17 protein-coding genes are annotated in these 20,390 nt (G+C 70.5%); 2 read left to right on the top strand and 15 right to left on the bottom strand.

Translation table 11 applies throughout. The features are described 5' to 3' along the window. Positions 1–42 precede the first annotated feature (42 nt). The 12 genes from ACYU7L_RS12435 to ACYU7L_RS12380 all read right to left on the bottom strand — a co-directional run bounded on the left by ACYU7L_RS12435 (position 43) and on the right by ACYU7L_RS12380 (position 14,326). Positions 43–2,409: an acetyl-CoA acetyltransferase gene (locus tag ACYU7L_RS12435; RefSeq protein WP_460796991.1), complete on the bottom strand. Its 2,367-nt coding sequence runs from the start codon at positions 2,407–2,409 to the stop codon at positions 43–45. Further along, positions 2,406–4,571: an acetate--CoA ligase family protein gene (locus tag ACYU7L_RS12430; RefSeq protein ID WP_460796987.1), complete on the bottom strand. Its 2,166-nt coding sequence runs from the start codon at positions 4,569–4,571 to the stop codon at positions 2,406–2,408. The genes ACYU7L_RS12435 and ACYU7L_RS12430 overlap by 4 nt, the downstream gene beginning before the upstream one ends. A gap of 25 nt (positions 4,572–4,596) precedes the next feature. Next, positions 4,597–6,708 (bottom strand): acyl-CoA dehydrogenase family protein, encoded by a 2,112-nt coding sequence (locus tag ACYU7L_RS12425; RefSeq protein WP_460796984.1) that lies wholly within the window; start codon positions 6,706–6,708, stop codon positions 4,597–4,599. A 160-nt stretch (positions 6,709–6,868) separates the two neighbouring features. After that, positions 6,869–8,104: an acyl-CoA dehydrogenase family protein gene (locus ACYU7L_RS12420; RefSeq protein WP_460796982.1), complete on the bottom strand. Its 1,236-nt coding sequence runs from the start codon at positions 8,102–8,104 to the stop codon at positions 6,869–6,871. Then, positions 8,104–8,778 carry an NADPH-dependent F420 reductase gene (gene npdG / locus ACYU7L_RS12415; RefSeq protein WP_460796980.1) on the bottom strand — a complete coding sequence of 225 codons (675 nt, stop codon included), beginning with the start codon at positions 8,776–8,778 and terminating at the stop codon, positions 8,104–8,106. Before npdG ends, ACYU7L_RS12420 begins: the two co-directional genes overlap by 1 nt. Next, positions 8,775–9,827 (bottom strand): LLM class F420-dependent oxidoreductase, encoded by a 1,053-nt coding sequence (locus tag ACYU7L_RS12410; RefSeq protein WP_460796977.1) that lies wholly within the window; start codon positions 9,825–9,827, stop codon positions 8,775–8,777. The genes npdG and ACYU7L_RS12410 overlap by 4 nt, the downstream gene beginning before the upstream one ends. A gap of 90 nt (positions 9,828–9,917) precedes the next feature. Next, entirely contained in the window at positions 9,918–10,586 is a 669-nt protein-coding gene (locus ACYU7L_RS12405; protein WP_460796974.1) for a PaaI family thioesterase, read from the bottom strand. A 46-nt stretch (positions 10,587–10,632) separates the two neighbouring features. Further along, on the bottom strand, positions 10,633–11,280 hold the full coding sequence (locus ACYU7L_RS12400) for a PaaI family thioesterase (protein WP_460796972.1): 648 nt from the start codon (positions 11,278–11,280) through the stop codon (positions 10,633–10,635). Further along, positions 11,277–11,498, bottom strand: a complete 222-nt coding sequence (locus tag ACYU7L_RS12395; protein ID WP_460796970.1) for a hypothetical protein — start codon at positions 11,496–11,498, stop codon at positions 11,277–11,279. Before ACYU7L_RS12395 ends, ACYU7L_RS12400 begins: the two co-directional genes overlap by 4 nt. Positions 11,499–11,533: 35 nt before the next feature. Further along, the gene (locus ACYU7L_RS12390; protein ID WP_460796967.1) at positions 11,534–11,956 is read right to left on the bottom strand and encodes a Zn-ribbon domain-containing OB-fold protein; all 423 of its coding nucleotides are present in this window, start codon (positions 11,954–11,956) and stop codon (positions 11,534–11,536) included. After that, positions 11,956–13,182, bottom strand: a complete 1,227-nt coding sequence (locus tag ACYU7L_RS12385; RefSeq protein ID WP_460796964.1) for a thiolase C-terminal domain-containing protein — start codon at positions 13,180–13,182, stop codon at positions 11,956–11,958. The genes ACYU7L_RS12390 and ACYU7L_RS12385 overlap by 1 nt, the downstream gene beginning before the upstream one ends. 4 nt (positions 13,183–13,186) lie before the next feature. Further along, complete coding sequence (locus ACYU7L_RS12380; RefSeq protein ID WP_460796960.1) at positions 13,187–14,326, bottom strand: amidohydrolase family protein; 1,140 nt, start codon at positions 14,324–14,326, stop codon at positions 13,187–13,189. Positions 14,327–14,530: 204 nt separating this feature from the next. On the opposite strand from ACYU7L_RS12380, the gene ACYU7L_RS12375 reads away from it, so the two are divergent. Further along, positions 14,531–15,187 carry a TetR/AcrR family transcriptional regulator gene (locus tag ACYU7L_RS12375; RefSeq protein WP_460796957.1) on the top strand — a complete coding sequence of 219 codons (657 nt, stop codon included), beginning with the start codon at positions 14,531–14,533 and terminating at the stop codon, positions 15,185–15,187. 7 nt (positions 15,188–15,194) lie between these two features. On the opposite strand, the gene ACYU7L_RS12370 is transcribed toward ACYU7L_RS12375, so the two are convergent. Then, positions 15,195–16,202 carry a DUF2889 domain-containing protein gene (locus tag ACYU7L_RS12370; RefSeq protein WP_460796954.1) on the bottom strand — a complete coding sequence of 336 codons (1,008 nt, stop codon included), beginning with the start codon at positions 16,200–16,202 and terminating at the stop codon, positions 15,195–15,197. After that, a complete protein-coding gene (locus ACYU7L_RS12365; protein ID WP_460796952.1) occupies positions 16,199–16,696 on the bottom strand; it encodes a DoxX family protein in 498 nt (165 codons plus the stop codon). The genes ACYU7L_RS12370 and ACYU7L_RS12365 overlap by 4 nt, the downstream gene beginning before the upstream one ends. A 149-nt stretch (positions 16,697–16,845) precedes the next feature. On the opposite strand from ACYU7L_RS12365, the gene ACYU7L_RS12360 reads away from it, so the two are divergent. Continuing rightward, a complete protein-coding gene (locus ACYU7L_RS12360; RefSeq protein WP_460796949.1) occupies positions 16,846–17,661 on the top strand; it encodes a FadR/GntR family transcriptional regulator in 816 nt (271 codons plus the stop codon). Positions 17,662–17,757: 96 nt separating this feature from the next. Here ACYU7L_RS12360 and ACYU7L_RS12355 read toward each other — a convergent pair whose 3' ends face one another. Beyond that, on the bottom strand, positions 17,758–20,217 hold the full coding sequence (locus tag ACYU7L_RS12355; protein ID WP_460796947.1) for a CaiB/BaiF CoA transferase family protein: 2,460 nt from the start codon (positions 20,215–20,217) through the stop codon (positions 17,758–17,760). Between the last annotated feature and the right edge of the window lie 173 nt (positions 20,218–20,390).

Genomic DNA, 20,390 nt, shown 5'->3' with positions numbered 1-20,390 from the left:
AGGTGTCTCCAGACATTGTCGGGGATGGTGGATCGCGGTCGGTCAGCGGTTGACCCAGCGCGGCGGTCGCTTCTGGGCGAAGGCGGTCATGCCCTCGGCGGCGTCCAGGCTCATGAGCAGGTCGTCGACGGCCTCGGACTTCGCGGTCACGGCGTCCACCACGTCGGGGATCGCAGCGGTCGCGGCCATCAGCCGCAGCGAGGTCCGCACCGACGTCGGCGAGGCGGTGAGGATCTCTGCTGCGAGCTCGCGGGCGGCTGCCAGCGCCTGTCCCGCAGGCGCCACCCGGTTCACCAACCCGTGCCGCTCGGCCTCCTCAACACCCATCCGACGGCCGGTGAGGATCAGCTCGGTGGCGATCTTGGCGGGGATCATCCGCGGCAGCCGGACCGCGCCGCCGGCGCCAGCGACCAGCCCGACCCGCACCTCGCTGAGCGCGAACTGGGCGGTCTCGTCGGCGACCACGAGATGGCTGGCAAGCGCCAGCTCCATGCCCCCGCCCATGGCGAAGCCGTTGACCGCCGCGATCACGGGCTTGGGCATCTCGCGACGGCTGGTGAGGCCGCCGAACCCGGTCTTGGGCAGGTAGCGCGGCTTGCCGGTGGCGGTGTAGCCGAGGTCGTTGCCGGTGCAGAAGGCCTTGTCCCCGGCGCCGGTGAGGATGGCGACCCACAGCTCGGGGTCGGCGAAGTAGGCGTCGAAGACCTCCTCGAGCTCGTCGCCGGCCGGAGGGTGCAGGCTGTTGCGCACCTCTGGCCGGTTGATCGTGATCTCGAGCAGGTGCCCGTCGCGGCGGACCTCGAGGTGGTCGTACGACGGGCGCAGCCCGGGAGGACGGGTGGGGCGCAGCTGCTCCATCCGCTCCGCGGTCAGCGCGACGCGGTTGCCGATGCCGAAGGACCGGACGAAGACCCGCTGGCCGAAGGGCTCCGGGCCGAGCAGGAGCGCGACGAGGTCGTCGTCGTCCTCGAGCGCCATCGCCACGAACCGCTCGTCGGTCTCCTCGAGTCGGCCGATGACGATGCCGGTGCGTGTGCCGTCTCGTCCGTGCTTGACGGTGTAGGTCTCCACCCTGGCCCACCCGTCGGCGCGCTCGGTGACCCCCACGTCGGGGACCGCGTCGAGCTCGGCCTGGAGGGCAGCGCTGTCGTCCGCCGTCCAGTCGACGGGGGATGTCGAGTAGACGCCGACGGAGTACTTGCTCAGCGAGCCGCCGTTGGCGCCCACCAGTCCGAACGACCCAGGTGTGGCCCGACAGCGCGCGACGGTCTCGGCGATCGCGTGCATCGAGTAGTTGTTGCCGGCGCCGCCGAAGAACGGGAGCCCGCCGGTCAGCGTGAAGCCGCGCGGATCGTCATCGCGCAGTCCGAGACCGTCGAGGACGTTGGAGACCGCGATCGGGAAGCAGGAGTAGAGGTCGAGCGTCGCCACCTCCTCCAGGCCGACGTCGGCCATCCTCAGCGCGTGCTCCACGGCGCGCACCGCGGAGGGGCTGCGGCTCAGGTCCGGGCGCAGCATCAGCTCGCGCTCGAACGTGTCGGCGTGACCGTGCAGGAACACCCACCGTTCCTCCGGCACACCCAGACGCCGAGCCGCGGCGACCGACATCAGCACACACGCGGCCCCCTGGTTCACCTGGTCGCGAGAGACCAGGAACCGGGGATAGGGATCGGCGACCATCCGGTTGCGCTCGGACGGCTCGGCCAGCTCGGCCGCGGAGCGCTCGGCGGGTGCCGCCGCGTGCGGGTTGCGGGCCGCGACCCTGGTGAAGGGCGCGAACAGCCTCCCCATGGTCGCGGCGTACGCCTCGCGGCCGAGGCCCAGGCGGGCGCGGCGTGCGTTGTCGAGCAACGCGTAGGTGCTGGGCGCGTCGGTGAGGCCGTGGAGGGCACGGTGCCTGCTGGAGACGCCCTTCAGACCCAGGCCGCGGTCCTCGAGCTGACCTCCGACCTCCTCGGCGAAGTCTGGTCGGTCCTCGGCGCGCGCCAGGTGACGCACGGTGGAGATGGCCTCGGACCCGAACACCAGCGCCACCTGTGAACGGCCGGCGGCGATCTCCCCGCACAGCTCGGTCACGAGGTGTTGGGGTCCTTGGCCCCCGACGACGTCGAGGATCGCCCGCGCCGGGTCGGCGCCCACGCGCTGCGCGACCGAGCGGGGGTAGTTGTCCGAGCGGCCCAGCGGCGCCGAGGGCAGCGGGCCGGAGATCTCGAACTGTCGCACCCCTGCGACGGTGTCGACCGCACGGGCGAGCGCGGCGGCGTCAGTGGCGGTGTCCTGGAGTGCGGCAGCCGTGGCTGCCGCGGCGAGACCCACCGCGGAGAGCCCCTCGTAGCCCGGCTCTCCGATCCGCTCGGAGGCCTGACCGACGCCGACCAGCACCGGCGTGCGGGGGTCCAGGGCGCTCACGCGTTGCGCCATTCGACGACGGCGTCGAGAGCCTCGACCTGTGTGCCGTGGACGCGCAGCGGGTTGACCTCGAGGGAGACCAGGTCGTCTCCGAGCGCCAGAGCGAGATCGCCGACCCGGGCGATCACGGCGGCGAGGGCGTCGAGGTCGGCGGCCGGTCCCCCGCGTACACCGTGGAGGACCGCGGCGGCGCGCAGGCTCTCGAGCAGCGTGCGGGCCCGCTTCGGGGTCACCGGCAGCGTCGTGAGCACGGAGTCGTCGAGCACCTCCACGAGGACGCCTCCGATGGCCACGGCCAGGATCGGACCCCACTGCTCGTCGCGCACGACGCCCACCAGCAGCTCGGGAGCCGGGCCCCGCATCGGCGAGACCAGGACGCCCTCCACCTTGGCGTCGGGCACCTGCTCCGCGGCGCGGACGACGGCGTCGTACGCCTCGCGGACGGCCGACTCGCCGCTGACGGCGAGCCGGACTCCGCCGATGTCACTCTTGTGCAGGATGTCGGGCGAGGCCACCTTCATCGCAACCGGTCCGCCCAGCGCGGCCGCCGCGGCCACGGCAGTCTCGGGCGAGGTGACCAGCCGAGCAGGGACGACCGGGATCCCGGCCGCCTCGAGCAGCCCTCGCGCCGCCGCCTCGGACCACTTGCCGGTGCGCTCGGAGGCGAGGGGCACGGGCACAGCCACGTCCTGCGCGGGGACGGCCCTCGCCTCGGCCAGCTCGCCACGGCGCTGCGACCAGCGGGAGAGTCCGCTGAGCGCGGTGACGCCGGCCTGGATGCCGGGCAGCACGTAGGGAACCCCTGCCTCGGCCATCAGCTCGCGGGTGTAGTCGGTGTTGGGCTGGGTCACCTGGTTGACCCACAGGGTGGGGCAGTGCGCTGCTGCCATGCCCTCGCCGATGGCCTTCGCCATCGCCATCCCCCGCCAGGCGCCTTGGCCATCGGCGTGCCACGGCATGCCGAGCACGGCCGCGACAGCACCGATGGAGGGGTCCTGGGACATCGTCGTGATCGCCTGGGTGAAGAGCTCGGTCTTGATGACGGCGGCGCCGGTGATGTCGAGCGGATTCTGGACGGTGCCGAGCTCGGAGAAGAACACCGCCATCTCCGCCTCGGTCTCGGGCGCCAGTGCGGGCAGCATCGACTCGGCGTCCTCGACGAGGTCGGCGATGATGTCGCAGGCGCCACCCGACAGCGAGACCACGCCGATGCCGGGACTGCTGAGCGGTCCGAGGGCCGCTGTGGCCCCGGCTGTCGTGATCAGGTCCTCGATCGTGTCGACCCGGATCACGCCCAAGTCTCGCAGCACCGCGTCGATGACCTTGTCGTCGCCGACGAGGGCCCCCGTGTGGGCCGCGGCGGTGCGGGCGGCGAGCTCACTGCGCCCCGCCTTGAGCATCACGATGGCCTTCCCCGCCTCGGCGGCGCGCAGGGCAGCGGCGCGAAAGGACTCGGGCTCGCGGATGGTCTCGAGGAACATCGCGATCGCGCGGGTCGTCTCGTCGGCGACCAGGAAGTCGAGCACGTGCCCCGCCGTGACCATCGCCTCGTTGCCCAACGTGACCTCGTAGGACAGCCCGACGCCCGTCATCGAGGCGTAGTCCTGCATCGCAGCCGAGATCAGCCCGCTCTGCGACATCATGGCCACCGGACCGGCCGCCTGGAGCGGGGCCGGTCCGGCCTTGACCGGGACGCCGTCGACGAAGTTGATGAACCCGATCAGGTTGGGACCCAGCAGGGTGATGCCGAGCGAGTCGGCGTGCGCGACGAGCTCGTCCTGGGCGGCCTTGCCAGCCTCACCTACCTCACCCCAGCCGGAGGAGAGCACCACGGCGTTGCGGACACCGGCGCCCGCGGCGTCGGTGAGGGCCTCGAGGGTGCCGGCCTGCGGGACCATCACGTAGGCCAGGTCGACCGGTTGACCGATCTCCGCGCACGAGGTGTACGTCGGTCGGCCGTGCGTCTCCACGCCGCGACGGTTGACCAGGAAGGTGCGGTCGGCGTACCCGAACCTGACCAGGTTGGCGTAGGTGCCTCGCGAGAAGTTCGACTTGTCCGAGGCTCCGACCATCGCGACGCTGCGCGGTCGGAAGAGGGAGGTGAGGCGCTCGGGTGTGATCGCGTCGCGTGTGGTTGCGTCGGGGGTTCGAGTCTCGGTCATGGGCTTCTCCGGGGTTGGGGGGCGGTCACTTGAGACCGAGGCCGCGCGCGATCAGTCCGCGCTGGATGTCGTTGGTGCCGCCGCCCACGACGTACATGATCGCGACGCGCAGGGCGCGCTCGATGTCGCCGTGAGCGGGGGCGGCCGGGTTGGTGCGGTCGAGGGTCGCAACGGGTCCGAAGATGTCGAGCATGGCCTCGCCCCAGGTCTCGGCGAGCTCCCCGCCGATCACGCCGGCCATCGGGCCGGCCAGCCGCGCACTGCCCTGCGCGTTGGCCCCGATCGCTGCCGCGACGAGGGCGCGTGTGGCCTGCAGCCCGGCGATGACCTCGCCGAGACGTGCCCGCTTGGCGCTGCCGCGCGGGCCGAGATGTCCGTCGACGTCCTCACGGATCTCGACGAGGAGGTCGTCGAGCTGGCGCTGGAGCTGCGCCGCGATGCCGCCCATCACCACGCGCTCGCCGGCAAGGGCGTCGGTAATCACCTTCCAGCCTCCGTTCACGTCCCCGACCCGGGCCGAGTCGGGCACCCGGACGTCGTCGTAGAACACCGAGCTCGAGACCTCGCCCGACAGCGCCGTCATCGGGTGCACCGTGATCCCGGGGGTGTCCATCGGCACCAGGAACATCGTGATCCCCGCATGGCGCGGGGTGGCCTCGGTGTCGGTCCGGGTGGCCAGCCAGACGTAGTCGGCGACGTGGGCGTTGGTCGTCCAGATCTTCTGACCGTTGATCACCCAGTCGTCGCCGTCGCGCTCGGCGCGGGTCGCCAGGGAGGCCAGGTCGGAGCCGACCGCGGGCTCGCTGTAGCCCAGACAGGACTTGAGCCTGCCAGCCCGGATCAGCGGGAAGAACCGCTGCTTCTGCTCCTCGGTGCCGTGCAGCATGATCGAGCTGCCCAGGAGCATCACCGAGCTGAGCTGCCACTTGGCCGGCACCCGGTGATAGGCCATCTCGTCGTGGAGCACGATCTGCTCGGACAGACTCGCCCTGCGCCCGCCGTACTCCTCGGGCCAGCCGAAGCCGAACCAGCCTCGCTCGGCCAAGGCGGGCACCACCTCGGCCTCGGTGAAGTCGTCGGGGCCCGCAGCGCCGCGCAGCGAGTCGAAGGCCTCGCGCACCTCGGCACGGAAGCGCTCGCCGGTCTCATCGAGGGCGAAGCCGGGCAGCGACCCGGTCCCCTCGACCAGGACGTCGACCGCTCTGCCCCCTGCGCGCTCGAACAGCGGCAGCCGCGTCAGGTCCGCATGCACCCGGCGGAAGAGCCACGGCGCGGGGTGCTCCTCGAAGTAGCCGATGGCTGCGAGCGTGTGATGAGCCCCGAACTGGACCCGTCGCGCAGCCCCGTCGACGAACTCGACCGCGAGCTCGGCTGACAGTCGTGCGTCGGAACCACCCTCCGCGTGGGCCTCTGCCGCCCGGTCGAGCAGCAGCTGCGAGGCGGTCACGTCGATCTGGCACGCGGCGGCGCGTTGCTGCACGGCCTGGAAGGCGCCGATCGGCTTGCCGAACTGGACCCGGTTGCGGGCATGCTCGACGGCGAGCTCGTGAGCCCGCTCCGCCGCCCCGGCCGCTCGGGCGGCGAGCCCCAGTCGCAGCACGACGAGTGCCTCGTCGAGGGCATCGGCGTCGACCTCGTGGGACTCCTCGACCTCGGCCAGGGTCAGCGTCCACCACGCCGGGACGGCGAGCCCGGAGGTCGCTGTCGCGCCCGCGACGGCGTGCAGAGTGACCTGCCCGGCACCGGACCCCGGCAGCAGCAGCACGTGCGTCGCGTCGCCACCTGCCTCGACGAAGCGCACCTCGTCGAGCTCCGGCAGCTTGCGTGCCACCACGACACGGAGCTCGCCACTCGAGATGCGCCGGCACAGACCGGGGACCAGCCGGGAGGCGACGTAGCCGTCGACGAGCGGCAGCGGGCAGGCGACCCGCCCCAGCTCGCGTGCCCCGGCCAGGACGCCGTCCAACGCAGCGCCCGGCTCCTCGGACTCCGCCAGGTCGAACCACCCGTTGGCTGCTGCCTCGCTCCACAGCTTGGCGAGGTCAGGACCGGCCGACGCCGACGTCGCATCCCCCCAACGGTCCCCCAGCAGAGCCGCGATGCTCGCGCTGAGCGCGTTTAAATCGTCCTGGTCCATCGGCCACACCAATCAGGTAGATGATTATGCTGAAGCAACCTAACCTGATGTGGCGTTCATCTCAAGACCCCGCGCCTCCCCCACGGAGCTGACCCTGACGACGGCGAAGCGCAGGCCCCGCCGAGGCGGGACCTGCGCTTCATGTGTGCTGCTCGATGGTTCAGACGTGGAAGAGGGGCTCCGTGCCCAGTTCGGCGCGCCCCAGCGTGACCAGGTGCACCTCGTCGGGGCCGTCGAAGATCCGCATTGCCCGGATCCAGCCGTAGAGCCCGGCCAGCACGGTCTCGTCCGAGACACCCGCCCCGCCGTGGACCTGGATCGCGCGATCGATCACCGACAGTACGGCGCGAGGCACCGCGACCTTCGCCGCGGCGATGAGGTGCCTGGCCGCCTTGTTGCCCTCGGAGTCGATGACGTAGGCCGCCCGGTGGCAGATCGCCCGGGCCTGCTCGAGCTCGATGCGCGACTCCGCGATCCGCTCGCGCACCCCCGACTGGTCGGCCAGCGGCTTGCCGAACGCGACCCGCTCCTGGGTGCGCTTGACCATCAGCGCCAGCGCCCGCTCGCCCGCGCCGAGGGCACGCATCACGTGGTGGATCCGCCCCGGGCCGAGGCGCATCTGCGCGGCAGCGAACCCGCCGCCCTCCTCGCCGAGGATGTTGGCGATCGGGATCCGCACGTCGGTGAACTGGACGATGCTGTGCCCGTGCTGGTCATGGTGGCCCATCACCGTCAGCGAGCGCTGGATGTCGACGCCGGGGGTGTCGACGGGCACGATCACCATCGACTGCTGGCGGTGCCGCGCCGCCTCCGGGTCGGTCTTGCCCATCACGATCAGCACCTTGCAGCGCGGGTCGGCCGCACCCGAGGTCCACCACTTGCGTCCGTTGATGACGTACTCGTCGCCGTCGCGCTCGATCCGGGTCTCGATGTTCGTCGCGTCCGAGGACGCGACGCCCGGCTCGGTCATCGCGAACGCCGAGCGGATCTCGCCATCGAGCAACGGACGAAGCCACTGCTCCTGCTGAGCAGGCGTCCCGATCAGGTGCAGCAGCTCCATGTTGCCGGTGTCGGGCGCCTGGCAGTTGATCGCCTCGGGCGCGATCTCGATGGACCAGCCGGACAGCTCCGCGATGGGGGCGTACTCCAGCTGCGTCAGCCCCGACTCCGAGGGCAGGAAGAGGTTCCACAGCCCCCGCTCGCGAGCCTTGGCCTTCAGCTCCTCCACGACCGGCGGCAGGGTGTGGTCGTCGTGGCCGACGCGGCGGCGATACTCGTCGTACGACGCCTCGGCGGGAAGCACCTCCTCGGCCACGAACCGGCGCATCTCCTCGAAGAGCCGCACGGCGTTGTTCGAGGGGGCGGGGTAGGCGGGGTACATCGCAGAGGTCAGCATCAGACGTCCGTGATCCGCACGCCGGCGTGCGCCTTGTAGCGGCGGTTGACCGAGATCAGGTTGCAGGTCAGGGCCTCGACCTGGTGGGCGTTGCGCAGCCGGCCGCCGAAGATGCCGCGCATCCCGGGGATCACGTCGACCAGCGCCTGCACGGTGTCGGTCGCCTCGCGGTCGTCGCCGAGGACCAGCACGTCGGTGTCCATCGAGGTCACCTCGGGGTCCTCGAGCAGCACCGCGGACACGTGGTGGAACGCCGCGGTCACGATCGAGTCGGGCAGCAGCGCGCGGGCCTGCATCGCCGCCGAGCCCTCCTCGACGGGCAGCGCGAAGGCGCCCTGCTTGTCGAAGCCCATCGGGTTCACGCAGTCGACCACGATCTTGCCGGCCAGCGCCGACGCCAGCTCCTTCAGCAGGTCGCCGTGGCCCTCCCACGGGACGGCGACGATCACGATGTCGCCCGCGGCGGCGGCGCCCGCGTTGTCCGCGCCGGTCACCGTGCCGCCGACGGCCTCGACCAGCGTCGCCGCGGTCTCGGAGGCGCGCTCGGCGCTGCGGCTGCCGATCACGACGGGCACGCCGGCGGCGGCGAAGCGGCGCGCGAGGCCGCGGCCCTGGGGTCCGGTGCCGCCGAGCACCGCGATCGTCTTGCCGGCCAGCTTCTCGTCGAGCGTCACGCTGTGTACTCCTTCAGTCGGGCCACGTCCTGGACGCGGTGTTCGTGGGTCTTCGCCAGAGGCGTCGCGTTCAGGGTAGTGACCCCGACGGCGGCGAAGGCGGCGGTCCGCTCCGCGACATGACCGGGCGAGCCCAGCAGCGCGACGCCGTGCACGAGCTCGTCCGGGACGGCGGCCGCGGCCTCAACCTTCTTCCCGGAGAGGAACAGCTCCTGGATCTCGGCGGCCGCCTCGACGAAGCCGTAGCGCACCGCGAGCTCGTTGTAGAAGTTCTTGTCGCGCGCACCCATCCCTCCTATGTAGAGGGCCAGGTGGTCGCGGACCTCCTGGACACCGGCGGCGAGCTCGTCGGCGTCCTCGGTGATGAGCACCTTGGTGTCCACGACGATCTCCAGCGGCGGCAGGTCGTCGGAGCGCTTGGCCCGACCAGCGGCGAGTGCGTCGCCGAAGGCGTCGTTCGCGCGCTCGGGAAGGTAGAAGATCGGCTCCCAGCCCTCGAAGAGCTCGGCTGCGAGCTCGACGTTCTTGGGGCCGAGGGCGGCCAGCACCATCGGGATCCGGTCCCGGATCGGCTGGTTGATCAGGCGCAGCGGCTTGCCCAGCCCGCCACCGCCGTGCTCGGGCGTGAGCGGCAGGTGGTAGTGCTTGCCGTGGTGTTCGAGCTTCTCCCGGCGCCAGACCTGGCGGCAGATCTCGACGACCTCCCGGGTGCGTCCGAGGGGGGCGTCGTACTTCAGGCCATGGAAGCCCTCCACGACCTGGGGGCCGGAGGCGCCGATGCCTAGCACGAACCTGCCCCCCGACACGTAGTCGAGTCCTGCCGCGGTCATCGCGAGCAAGGTGGGCGTGCGCGAGTAGATGTTGAGGATGCTGGTGGCGAGCTGCAACGTGGTGGTCTTTGCTGCGACATAGCCGAGTTGGCTCACCGAGTCGAAGGAGTAGGCCTCCGGCAGCAGCACGATGTCGAGGCCAACGGCCTCGTAGTCACACAGCTCCTCGACGGTTTGGGTGAACCCTCCTGCGTAGCTCATGGGCATGCCGATCTTCATGGGACTCCTCGCGTCGAACGGGCGGACCCGAATCATATAACTGATTCATTTGATCCGGTCGTGACGTGCTCCACGTCACGCGAGTAGCCCTCAGGGCTGGCCGGGGCGCAGCTCGATGACGAGGCCCTCCGCTTCGGCGCACAGGACGTCACCATCGCGGAGCTCGCCTCGCAGGATCCGCTTGCGTCCGATCTCGGAGACGAACCATGCGCGCACCGTGAGTTCGCGGCCGACCGGTGTCACGGAGCGGAAGTCGACGTGGGTGTAGGCCGCTCTCGCGAACGTGCGGCCAGCGGAGACGGCCAGCTGCCCCAGGAGGTTCTCGAAGAGACACGTGATGGCCCCACCGTGCACGGCGCCGTTGGCACCGAGGAAGTAGCGTCCGAAGGTGATCGTTCCACTCACATGGTCGGCACCGGCGGCGCGCACGACGTAGGTCGGCACCATCGTCTGCCCGTTCCCGGGCAGGTCAGGACGTCGGGAGAACACCTGGTCGACCTCCGCCACCGCGTGCAGCGAGAGGCGATCGCGCACAGCGGCGATCTGGTCGGTCAGCTCCCGCGCGGTCGTCGCATCGAGCCGCGCGGCAGCGACGTGGTCGAGCAGACTCCGCAACTCGGCGAGGAGCCCCTCGTAGCCATCGTCGGTGTCGCGCGGCTCGATCCACCCCGGCACCGGGGGGACGCGGGTCGCGACCGTGGGGGCCAGGCCCAGCAGTGGGTCGTGGGCGGGCGGCAGCAGGGTGGCGTCGGCGGTCATCGGACTCTCGGTCTTCTCAGGGGGAGGAACAGGTCGGCACGATCGACTAGGGCTGCTCGGGACGCAGCGCGACGAAGAGCCCCTCGGCCTCGGCGCACAGCACGTCGCCGTGGTGCAGCGTGGCTCGCAGGAAGCGCTTGCGCCCCTCCTCCCGCTCGACCCAGCCCTTCACCCTCAGCTCCGGCCCGATCGGCGTGATCGACCGGAAGTCGGTGTGCAAGAACGCGGTGCGCTGCGGCGGTCGGCCGCCGGAGTTCGCCAGCCGGCCGAGGACCTCGTCGAACATCAGCGGGATCGCACCGCCGTGGGCAGCTCCGTTGCCGCCGAGGAAGTAGTCGCCGAACCTCACCGTCGCCACCACGCTGTCGCGCTCGCTCGCGGTGACCACGAGCTTGGGCGACATCGTCTGGCCGCGCCCCGGCAGGTCCGTGCGCCGACCGAACACCCGCTCCCGCTCCCCCACCGCGTGTGGCGCGAGCTTGTCGGCCCACCCCGCGAGGTCGGCCGTGAGTGACTCGACCGTGGCCTCGTCCGGCGCGGCCGCGGCCAGGCGGTCGAGGAAGTCCGACAGCGTGTCGCTCAGCGCTGCCCAGGCCACGCCGTACGACCCCTCGCCCCCGGGCAGCGCGTGGCTGCGCCAGGGGCGAGGGGCGTCGTCGCTGAATCCGGGGTGGCCGCCGGAGGACCCGCTCAAGCCGGGACGCTCCCGGTGTGCATCCGCGCAGCGTGCAACCCGTCCTCGGTGGACGGCGCCTCGACGCGCCACTCCCCGCACGAGCACCAGCAGTCGTAGTGGCTGCCGTCCTCGGTGGGGATGATGGCCTGGCCGTCGCAGTTGCCGCCGGTGTTGGCGATGCTCTGCATGAACTCCAGCGGCTTCTCGTACAGGGAGTTGTCGTCGTGGTCACTCATGTGGCCACTCCTTCCGTGAGAGGTGGGGGATCGGGTCAGTCGGCGACCCGGAAGACCGGCAGCAGCCAGCCGTCCTGGATCGGGTGGAAGTCCACGACCAGCTGCATGCCGATCGCGACGTCGGCCGGGTCCACGCCGACGAGGTTGCTGACGAGTCTGGCACCGGGCGCGTCGGGGAGGTCCACGACGACCGGCACCAGCGTCACGTCGGGCAGCCCCGGGAAGCCGTGCACGACCGCGAAGCTGTAGACCTCCGCGCGGCCCGACAGCTCCACGAACTCGACGCCGTCGGACTGGCACTCGGGGCAGTACGGCGTGGGAGGCAGGCGGAACGTCGAGCAGGACGTGCACCTCGGCGCGACCAGCCGGCGCTCCTTGGCCGCTTGCCAGAACGGCTCGGTGACCGGGTTGGTCGTGATCTGCACGACCTCGGTCGGCAGTGCGGTGGAGAGCGTCATCAGCTGTCCCTTCCCAGGATCAGGCCCGAGACCGGGATGCTGGCCGGCCCGCCGGTGACGAGCGCGTGCTCGGCTCCCTCGACCTGGTTGATCGCGGTGCCGCGCATCTGCTCGACGCCCTCGACGATGTGGGTCATGCCGATGATGTAGGCCTCGGAGAGGTTGCCGCCATGGGTGTTGACCGGGATCTGCCCGGGCTTGGGCTCGGCGGAGTAGCGGATCGCGCCGGACTCCACAAAGGCACCGCCCTCCCCCTTCTCGCAGAAGCCGTAGTCCTCGAGCTGCATGAGCACCATCGGCGTGAAGTGGTCGTAGAGCAGGGCGACGTCGATGTCCGCAGCGGTGAGGCCGGACTGCTGCCACAGGCGACGCGCGATCGGCTTGTTGCCCGCGGAGGCGAAGTACTCATCGGGCATCCCCATCCAGGCGAACGCCCGCCCCCAGTCCTTGTGCCCGCCGTGGGCGACCGCGACGACCGGCACCGGCTTGTGCCGCAGGTCGCGGGCCCGCTCGATCGAGGTAGTGATGACCGCGACGGCCCCGTCGGTCTCCTGGCAGAAGTCGAAGAGGCACAGCGGCTCCGCGATCATCCGCGCACCGAAGTAGTCCTCGCTCGTGAGCGGCTTCTTCATCAGCGCGTCCGGTCGGGTGAGCGCGTTCTCCCGCTGGGACATGGCCACCTCGGCGAACGCCTCACGGCGGGTGCCGTAGAGGTGCATGTGGCGCCGCGCCAGCACCGACATCAGGTGTCCCGGCCCGGCCAGGCCCGAGGGCTGCAGGAACGAGTTGACCGGGTCGGGAGCGACCTGCGAGAAGACCGTGCCCAGCCGCGACTTGGACTGTTGCAGCGACATCAACGACACGACGTACGTTGCGTCCCCGGCCACGATCGCGGCCCGCGCCAGCCCGATGGAGCCGGCCGACCCGCCTCCCCCGCTGGTGAGGGCGGCGGTGAAGGTCACCTCGGGGATCCCGAGGGTCTCCATGAAGTCGGCGGTGTCCATCTTGTCGACGTAGCCGGCGCTCGCGCCGGAGTAGAACGCGAACCCGTCGATCTCCTTGACCGAGATCCCGGCGTCCTCGCACGCGTTGAGGATCGCCTCGCACGCCATCTGGGTGGTCGTGCGCGGCCAGGACTCGCCGCGCTTGAAGTACTGCGTGCGGCCGACCCCGACGATGGCGACGTCACGCAGGCCATCGTCGGCGGCCCTGCCGGTGGCGACCACGCGGTCAGCCCTGGATCGCGTCGGTGCTGGTGGGGACCGGCGGGACGTGCGGGAAGAGCTCGTAGAAGGCACCCTGCGTGATCCGCAGCGTGGTCTCCGGCGAGGCGTCGGCGAAGAGGCCCTGGAGGGTCTTCTGGGTGTGGCCGAACGTGCCCTCCATGTGGGGGTAGTCCGAGCCGAACATGACGTTCTTGTAGCCCATCGCGTCGTGCGCGGCGACCGCCGTCTCATCGTGCTGGAAGGAGGCGTAGACCTGGCTCATCAGGATCTCCTTGGGGTCGCGTCCCAGCTTGGGGCGCACGGCCATGTGGTGCTGGCGGTAGCCCTCGAGCAGTCGGTCGCCCAGGAACGGGATCCAGGTCGCGCCGCCCTCGGAGATGAGGATCTTCAGCTCGGGACGGGTGTCGAGCACGCCCGAGGCCACGAGCTTCATCGCGGCACGCTGGCCCGAGAAGGTGGTCTCGGTGTAGTTCATCACCGCTCCACCGGGCCCGCGGTAGACCACGCCGGCGCCCCCGGCGGTCATGTCGACCGGGTCGGTTCCGATGTGGAAGGCGGGGATGATCCCGGCCGCCACGCACGCGTCCCAGAAGGGCTCCCAGTCCTTGCGGTGCCAGTCCGGGGCGCTCGGGTGGGGCGTGGTGGGCAGGAAGACCGTCTTGAAGTTGTTCTCGGCGAGCCACTCGATCTCGGAGACGGCGTCTTCGACGCGCAGCGTGGAGACCTGTCCGGTGACGACGTAGCGGTCCGAGACGGGCACGAGCTCCTCAAGGGCGTACTCGTTGGACGCGCGCATGCAGGCCTTCAGCAGCTCGGGGGTGCGGAACGTGGAGGCCCACATGCCCAGGCTGGGGAAGATGACCTCGCCCCACACGCCTTCCTTGTCCAGGTCCCCGAGGCGGGCCTTGGCGTCGCGCACGCCCTGGGGCTTGTGGCTCTCCTCCACGAACTGCACGACCGCCGAGTTGGGCAGCTTGCGGCGGAAGGTCTGGCCGTCGACGGAGACGGTCTCGTACTCGCCGTCGGGGTCCTTCTGCGACTTCGGGGTCAGGTCAGCCAGCGCCTTGGGCAGGCGCGCGGACCACACGTCGTCGGGCTCGAGGAAATGCGAGTCACCGGAGTTCGTCCAGATCTTGTTGCTCATGTGCGTCTCCAACCGTGGGAGGTCGCGACCTGCGCGCCTCGGGGATGTCTGGGTGAAACCGAGCATTCCACTAACTGATTGAACTGTCCAGCGTCACTAAGATGTTTCCATTAGCTTTCTCGGCTCGACAGTACACGCTTCCTAAGATATTTTCATTAGGAAGCGCAGGTGGGCGACCGTCCCGACTGCGAGAGCGGACACCTCATGAGCATCGACTCCTCCCCCACGCGCCGGCGTCGGCACTCCACCGGTGAGTCCACGCGGATCATGCTGATGGAGACCGCCGAGCGTCTGTTCGCGGTGCGCGGGGTGGAGGGGGTGACCGTGCGCGAGATCCAGGCGGAGGCCGGGCAGTCCAACGCATCGGTGATCAGCTACCACTTCGGCTCGAAGGTCGGGCTTGTGCAGGCATTGATCCGCTACCGCCACGAGGTGCTCGACGACCGCCGAGCAGAGCTGCTCGACCGGTTGCGCGAGGAGGGTGGCGTGAGCGACGCCCGCGCCGTGGTGTGGCTTGTCGTGAGCCCGCTCATCACGAGCGTGCGGGCCGGGGAGATGTTCGTACCGTTCCTGGCCCGGCTGAGCGAGAACCCGCGAGCCAACACCGACTACTGGCCCCAGGACGTGCAGCCCTGGGGGACCGACGGCGTCGAGGACCTGTTGAGCGAGGCCCTGGGCGACCTGCCGGCTCGGATCCGGCGGGGCCGCACCTTCCAGCTCTACAACTCGGTCCTGAACCTGCTCGGCGAACAGGCGCGCAGCCGTCACGAGGTCAGCGAGGCCCAGCTGCACAACTACGTCGACGGATGGGTCGGCATGCTGACCGCGCCGGTCTCGGACGCGACCCGCGCCCTCCTCTGAGGCTCGATCATCTGGCTCGGACGAGGTCGGCGAGTCGGGGAACGTCCGCCAGCGCGCGCAGCGCGTCGTTGAGGTGCGTGCAGCCGGCCACTCCGGCCAGCCGCTCGAGCACGACGTGGCGCAGCTCGTCGAGAGGCGTCCCGACCAGGGATCCCGCATTGCGCACGGCGAGCGGGCACTCGGCGTACGGCAGCACCCGCGGGACCGGCTCCACCGACCGCAGCGTGCGGGTGGCCAGGTCGGCGGTCGCGGTGAGCGTGTACTCGTGGACCGCGACCCGGCCCCCCTGTGGGCGGGTGGAGCTGTCCTGGAACATCGCGTCGACATGGATCGTGGCGCCCTCCACCCAGACGTCGATGCGGCGGGCTCGACGCATCGACACCTCTGCGATCGCGTCGATGTCATGCCACGCGAGTGGGTCGGGCGAGGACTCCAGTGGCCGCACCTCCTGGGTGCGATGGGTCCATCGCGAGCTTCCGTCGGGGGCCAGCCCGCTGGAGCCGGGCATGAAGCCGGTGCAGATGCCCTCCATGCTGCGCCCGCTGGGCGTGCTGCCCAGCACGGCCAACAGTCGCTCGACGGGGACCCACTGGGCGAAGGCGAAGCCGGAGATGAGGGTGGCACCGGGGAGGTCATCGAGCATCAGGTGCAGCGGCCCCTCGTCGACAGCACCGGGCGGAAGCCGATCGCCGAGCCGGGCCCGAAAGCCGCTGCCGCTTCGCGCACCCACCAGGTCCGCCAGCTGGGGCCAGGCGGGGGTGGAGGTGATGGCGGAGATGGAGCGGTCGGGTGCGACCACGACGCGCATGTCGTGAGCCGCCAGCTCCTCGACCCCGCCCGCGTCAGGCGCGGACGACGTCCGCAGGTCGCGACCCCGACCGCGCAGCACCAGGTCGGTGCCCATCCCGTCGACCCACGTCATGTCGATGGTGGTCGTGCGCCGCACCGAGCCGGGACGCCGGGGCGGCGAGGCATCGGCAGGGCCACGGACCACGAGGGAGACGTCCTCGCTCACGAGGAGGCGACCTTCGGCCGGTAACTCGCGGCCAGCAGGGCGAGAGCGGCTGCGACGCCGACCACCGCAGCACCCAGCGCCCACCAGCCCCCGGCGAGCTCGAGATCGAGCAGATGGTCCAGCGACCATGCTCCCGGGCCGATCGCGGCGACGCCGACCGCGACCATGGCCACGAGCACCGTGTACTCCCAGCCGCCCTTGAAGACGAAATAGCCCTTGCCGCGATGGTCGGTCAGCGTCGCGACGAGCATCAGCCCGACGAACGCCGCACAAGCGATCGGCGTGAGCAGTCCGAGTGTCAACAGCACGCCGGCGACGATCTCGGTCCCGGCCGCCATCCGCGCGTGCACCACCGCCGGTCGCAGACCGAGACTCTCGAACCAGCCGGTCGTGCCACCGAGCCCGCCGGGCCCGAAGACCTTGTTCCAGCCGTGCAGGACCAGCATCGGGCCGAGAGCCAGCCGGATCAGCAGCATGCCGAGATCGATGTCCATGAGCGCACCCTCCGAAGTTATAAGTACAATCATCATACTCTTAAGGGGCCATCAGGTGGGTGGTGTCCACGGAGACCGATCGGGCACACTGGGACCGACACGTGCCTGCAACCTGTTCCACCCGGCCGCGAACAGGTATATTCATTTGTATGTCTGCAGATCTCGGCGCCGCGGCGCCCCCGGCCGTGCAGCGTGTCGGCACGCTCATGCGTGCCCCCAAGACCGCCGAGCTGATCGCACACCACCTCCGGCGCCAGATTGTCAGGGGTGACCTCAAGCCCGGCGAGACGCTGCCGCCCGAGGTGCAGCTCATGGAGCAGTTCGGCGTCTCGCGCCCCACGCTGCGCGAGGCGTTCCGGATCCTGGAGACCGAGTCGCTCATCGGCGTCCGCCGCGGCGCCCGGGGCGGTGCCCAGGTGCTCGAGCCCGACCCGATGGTGGCCGCGCGCCACGTCGGCCTGCTGCTCCAGCTCCAGGGGACGACGGTCCAGGATGTCTACGAGGCGCGGATGGTCACCGAGCCGCCGTGCGCGCGGATGCTGGCCGAGCGCCGCAGCGACCAGGACGTCGCCGACCTCCGCGCCGTCATCGAGGACCTGCGCCGCCTGGTCGAGGGGGGCATCGAGGCCACCCCTGACCTCTCCCGGTGGAGCGGGGTGACCTACCGCTTCCACGAGCTGATCATGCAGCGCTGCGGCAACAAGACCCTGGCCGTGCAGGGCGCGGTCCTCGCGGACATCGTCGCGACGCACCTCCAGCTCAGCATGGCGCAGGGCATGGACCAGAGCGAACAGCCCGCCCGGTTCGCCAAGACCATCCGCTCCTACACCAAGCTCGCCGACCTGGTGGAGAAGGGGGACGGCCCCGAAGCGGAGGCGCACTGGCGCCGCCACATGGTGGGGGCAGCGAAGTACCTCTTCATGTTCGACCAGCGCAACAAGCCGCTGGTCGACCTGTTCGGCTGAGGCGCCTCGTCCTCGGGCACCTCGAGGACAGCACAGAGCCTGACGGCTGCGAGCCCTCGAGCTCGCAGCCGCCAGGCCTTTGGTCTTGCCCGACTGTCAGCCGATGATCTCGCGCTCGCGCAGCTCCGCGATGCGAGCAGCGTCGAGGCCGACCTCGGCCAGGACGGCGTCGGTGTGCTGACCCAGCGTGCAGCCGGCGTCCGCCTTGGTCCGCGAGCGTGAGAAGCGCTGCAGCGGCGCGAGACGGCGATGCTCGTCGAAGATCGGGCTGACCGCCTCGACGCTGTAGCCGGCGGCGAAGGACTCGTCGCCCTGGAGGACCACCTCGAGGTTCTCCTCGGCGACCGCGACCAGGCCGACGTCCTGGCCCACGAGCTCCTCCTCCCACTCCTGCTTGTCGCGCTTGGCGAACACACCGCCCAGCACCTCGGCCAGCGCTGCGTCGTGCTGTCGGCGGGAGGCGGGGTCGATGAAGCGGCCGTCACCGGACAGGTCGACGTACGGCGCGAGCGCGGCGACGAGCGGCGCCCACTCCCCCTCGGTGGGCGCGGCAAGGAAGACCCAGCCGTCCGCGGCCGGGTAGAGGCGGTAGAGCGCGTCGAAGCCGAGGAACTCGTCGTCGCAGCGCGGGATGTCCGCCCTCCCCGCGTACTGCGAGTTGTAGCCGATGAGCGCCTGGTGCGCGGTGCCGAGCATGGTGGCGACCATGCCCGGGATCTCGATCCCGCGTCGCTTGGCGTAGATACCCAGGAGCAGTGAGCTGGCGACGCCGAGTGCGGCTACGCCATCGGCCTGGACAGCCGGGCAGGCTCCGGCAGCGTGCAGTGCACGCGCTCCTCGCCGCACCTCCTCGGGAGTGCTGGGCTCTTCCGCGGCGATGCCAGCATCGATGGACGACAGACCGGAGGCAGCGCCCACGGTCGGGGCGTAGGCCGGTCGGGCGGCATGGGGTCCCTCCACGCCGTAGCCCGGCGCGCTGAGGTAGATCAGGCCCGGATTGACGGTCTTGAGGGTGGCCTCGTCGACCTTCGCCCGCTCGGCGGCACCCGCCCGGAAGCACTGGAGGACGACATCGCAGTGCTTGACGATCTCGTGGACGACCTCCAGACCCTCGGGCGTGGTGAGGTCGACAGCGACGCTCTCCTTGCCCTGCAGCACACGCGCGCCACCGGCCTCAGGGAAGGCGACCAGGTTGCGAATGTTGTCACCACCCAGCGTCTCAATCTTGATCACGCGGGCACCGAGGTCGGTGAGCAGGGTCGCGCCGTAGGGACCGGCGAACATCGTGCCGAACTCGACGATGGTCACACCGTCCAGTGGCAGGTCGGAGGTGGGACCCGAGCTCGGGTCCGCCGAGCATGACGCGCCGGCGGCGAGCAGATCGTCGAGAAGACCGTCGTGCTCACCCACCCGGGGAGCGGGGCGCAGCTCGGTGAGCGCCTGCCCCTGGGACTGGACCATCGTCGAGGGCATCGTGACCGGACCGACCTCGGGGTCCTCGAGGGTGATCACGCGTCCCTCATGGACGATCTGCGGGTGCTCGAAGGCCTGGTCCGGGGTCAGGAAGGTCTCGGCACTGACATCGGTGTTGGCTAGGAAGGTCTGCTGCCACTCCTCGGTGGTGCGCTCGGCCACCTTGTCCAGCATCATCTGCCACCACTCGGTGCGGAGCTCGGCCGTGGGGAGCATGGGGAAGCCGGCCCACTTGGGGTCGCCGAGCTCCTTGACCAGGTCGAGCTCGACCAGCCAGGCCTGCATCAGCCGCGGGGCGGTCTGGGCGAACTGCAGCCAGGTCCCGTCCTTGGTGGCGGCGATGAGCAACGCGTAGATCAAGTAGGCCTGCGGCTTCCCGTCGTCGTCGTAGGCCGTGTCCATCGGCGAGTAGGCGCCCGGATAACGGCGGATCACCATCTCGTAGAACCAGTTGTAGGTGTCCATCGACCCGACACCGCGCACGAGATCGGATTCCACGACCTGCCCCAGCCCGGAGGACTCCCGCTCCACGAGCGCCGCCAGGATGCCGTGGACAGCCGCTTGGGAGGCGCCCCACGACGCCCATGGCACCGAGACGAACGCCGGCCCGGGCCGCACGGTGAGCTGACGCTTGGCATGCATCAGCCCCATCTTCGCGGCGACCAGACCCTCCCAGCCCTTGTAGTGCCGGTAGGGGCTGTCGGAGCCCCACCCCGTGATCATCGCAGCGACCAAGCGGGGAAAGCGCTCAGCGAGCGCCTCGGCGGTGAGGCCGATGCGCTCGGCCGTCGAAGGACGCAACGTGGTCACGAGTACGTCGGCGCCCGCGAGCAGCCTCCGCAACGACTCGAGCCCGCCCTCGTCGTAGAGATCGAGCGTGACGCTACGCTTGCCGCGCAAGAGGGCCGGCCAACCGGCCTGCTGGCGCAGAGGGCTGCCGCCGGGCGGCTCGACCAGGATGACATCGGCTCCGGCGTCGGCCAGGAACTGCGTGGCCTGGGCGCCCGGGAGCGTGCTGGACAGGTCGATCACGACGAGGCCCGCGAGCGGTCCTCCACTGGTCTCGACTGCGGCGTGCGGCATGACGGTCCTCTCGGCGGGGCTCGGGGGACGGCTCGACATGCGATGTGAGCCGGACCACACCAGCCTCTCAACCTCCAATCAGCGCGTCAAGATGTTTCAACATATTGAGTTACCTCTTTAAGGTGATCTGCAGGTTCGCGCAGTCTTGGTGGAAATGCACCACTGACCCGGCA

The sequence above is a fragment of the Nocardioides pacificus genome (assembly GCF_054775955.1).
This window is presented reverse-complemented; position numbering and strand designations above follow the sequence as displayed.

Bases quoted from the DNA above. Each gene is read 5' to 3' on its own strand.
- ACYU7L_RS12430 (WP_460796987.1), bottom strand. From the start codon at position 4,571: ATGACCGAGACTCGAACCCCCGACGCAACCACACGCGACGCGATCACA.
- ACYU7L_RS12425 (WP_460796984.1), bottom strand. From the start codon at position 6,708: ATGGACCAGGACGATTTAAACGCGCTCAGCGCGAGCATCGCGGCTCTG.
- ACYU7L_RS12420 (WP_460796982.1), bottom strand. From the start codon at position 8,104: ATGCTGACCTCTGCGATGTACCCCGCCTACCCCGCCCCCTCGAACAAC.
- ACYU7L_RS12410 (WP_460796977.1), bottom strand. From the start codon at position 9,827: ATGAAGATCGGCATGCCCATGAGCTACGCAGGAGGGTTCACCCAAACC.
- ACYU7L_RS12405 (WP_460796974.1), bottom strand. From the start codon at position 10,586: ATGACCGCCGACGCCACCCTGCTGCCGCCCGCCCACGACCCACTGCTG.
- ACYU7L_RS12395 (WP_460796970.1), bottom strand. From the start codon at position 11,498: ATGAGTGACCACGACGACAACTCCCTGTACGAGAAGCCGCTGGAGTTC.
- ACYU7L_RS12390 (WP_460796967.1), bottom strand. From the start codon at position 11,956: ATGACGCTCTCCACCGCACTGCCGACCGAGGTCGTGCAGATCACGACC.
- ACYU7L_RS12380 (WP_460796960.1), bottom strand. From the start codon at position 14,326: ATGAGCAACAAGATCTGGACGAACTCCGGTGACTCGCATTTCCTCGAG.
- ACYU7L_RS12375 (WP_460796957.1), top strand. From the start codon at position 14,531: ATGAGCATCGACTCCTCCCCCACGCGCCGGCGTCGGCACTCCACCGGT.
- ACYU7L_RS12365 (WP_460796952.1), bottom strand. From the start codon at position 16,696: ATGGACATCGATCTCGGCATGCTGCTGATCCGGCTGGCTCTCGGCCCG.
- ACYU7L_RS12360 (WP_460796949.1), top strand. From the start codon at position 16,846: ATGTCTGCAGATCTCGGCGCCGCGGCGCCCCCGGCCGTGCAGCGTGTC.
- ACYU7L_RS12355 (WP_460796947.1), bottom strand. From the start codon at position 20,217: ATGCCGCACGCCGCAGTCGAGACCAGTGGAGGACCGCTCGCGGGCCTC.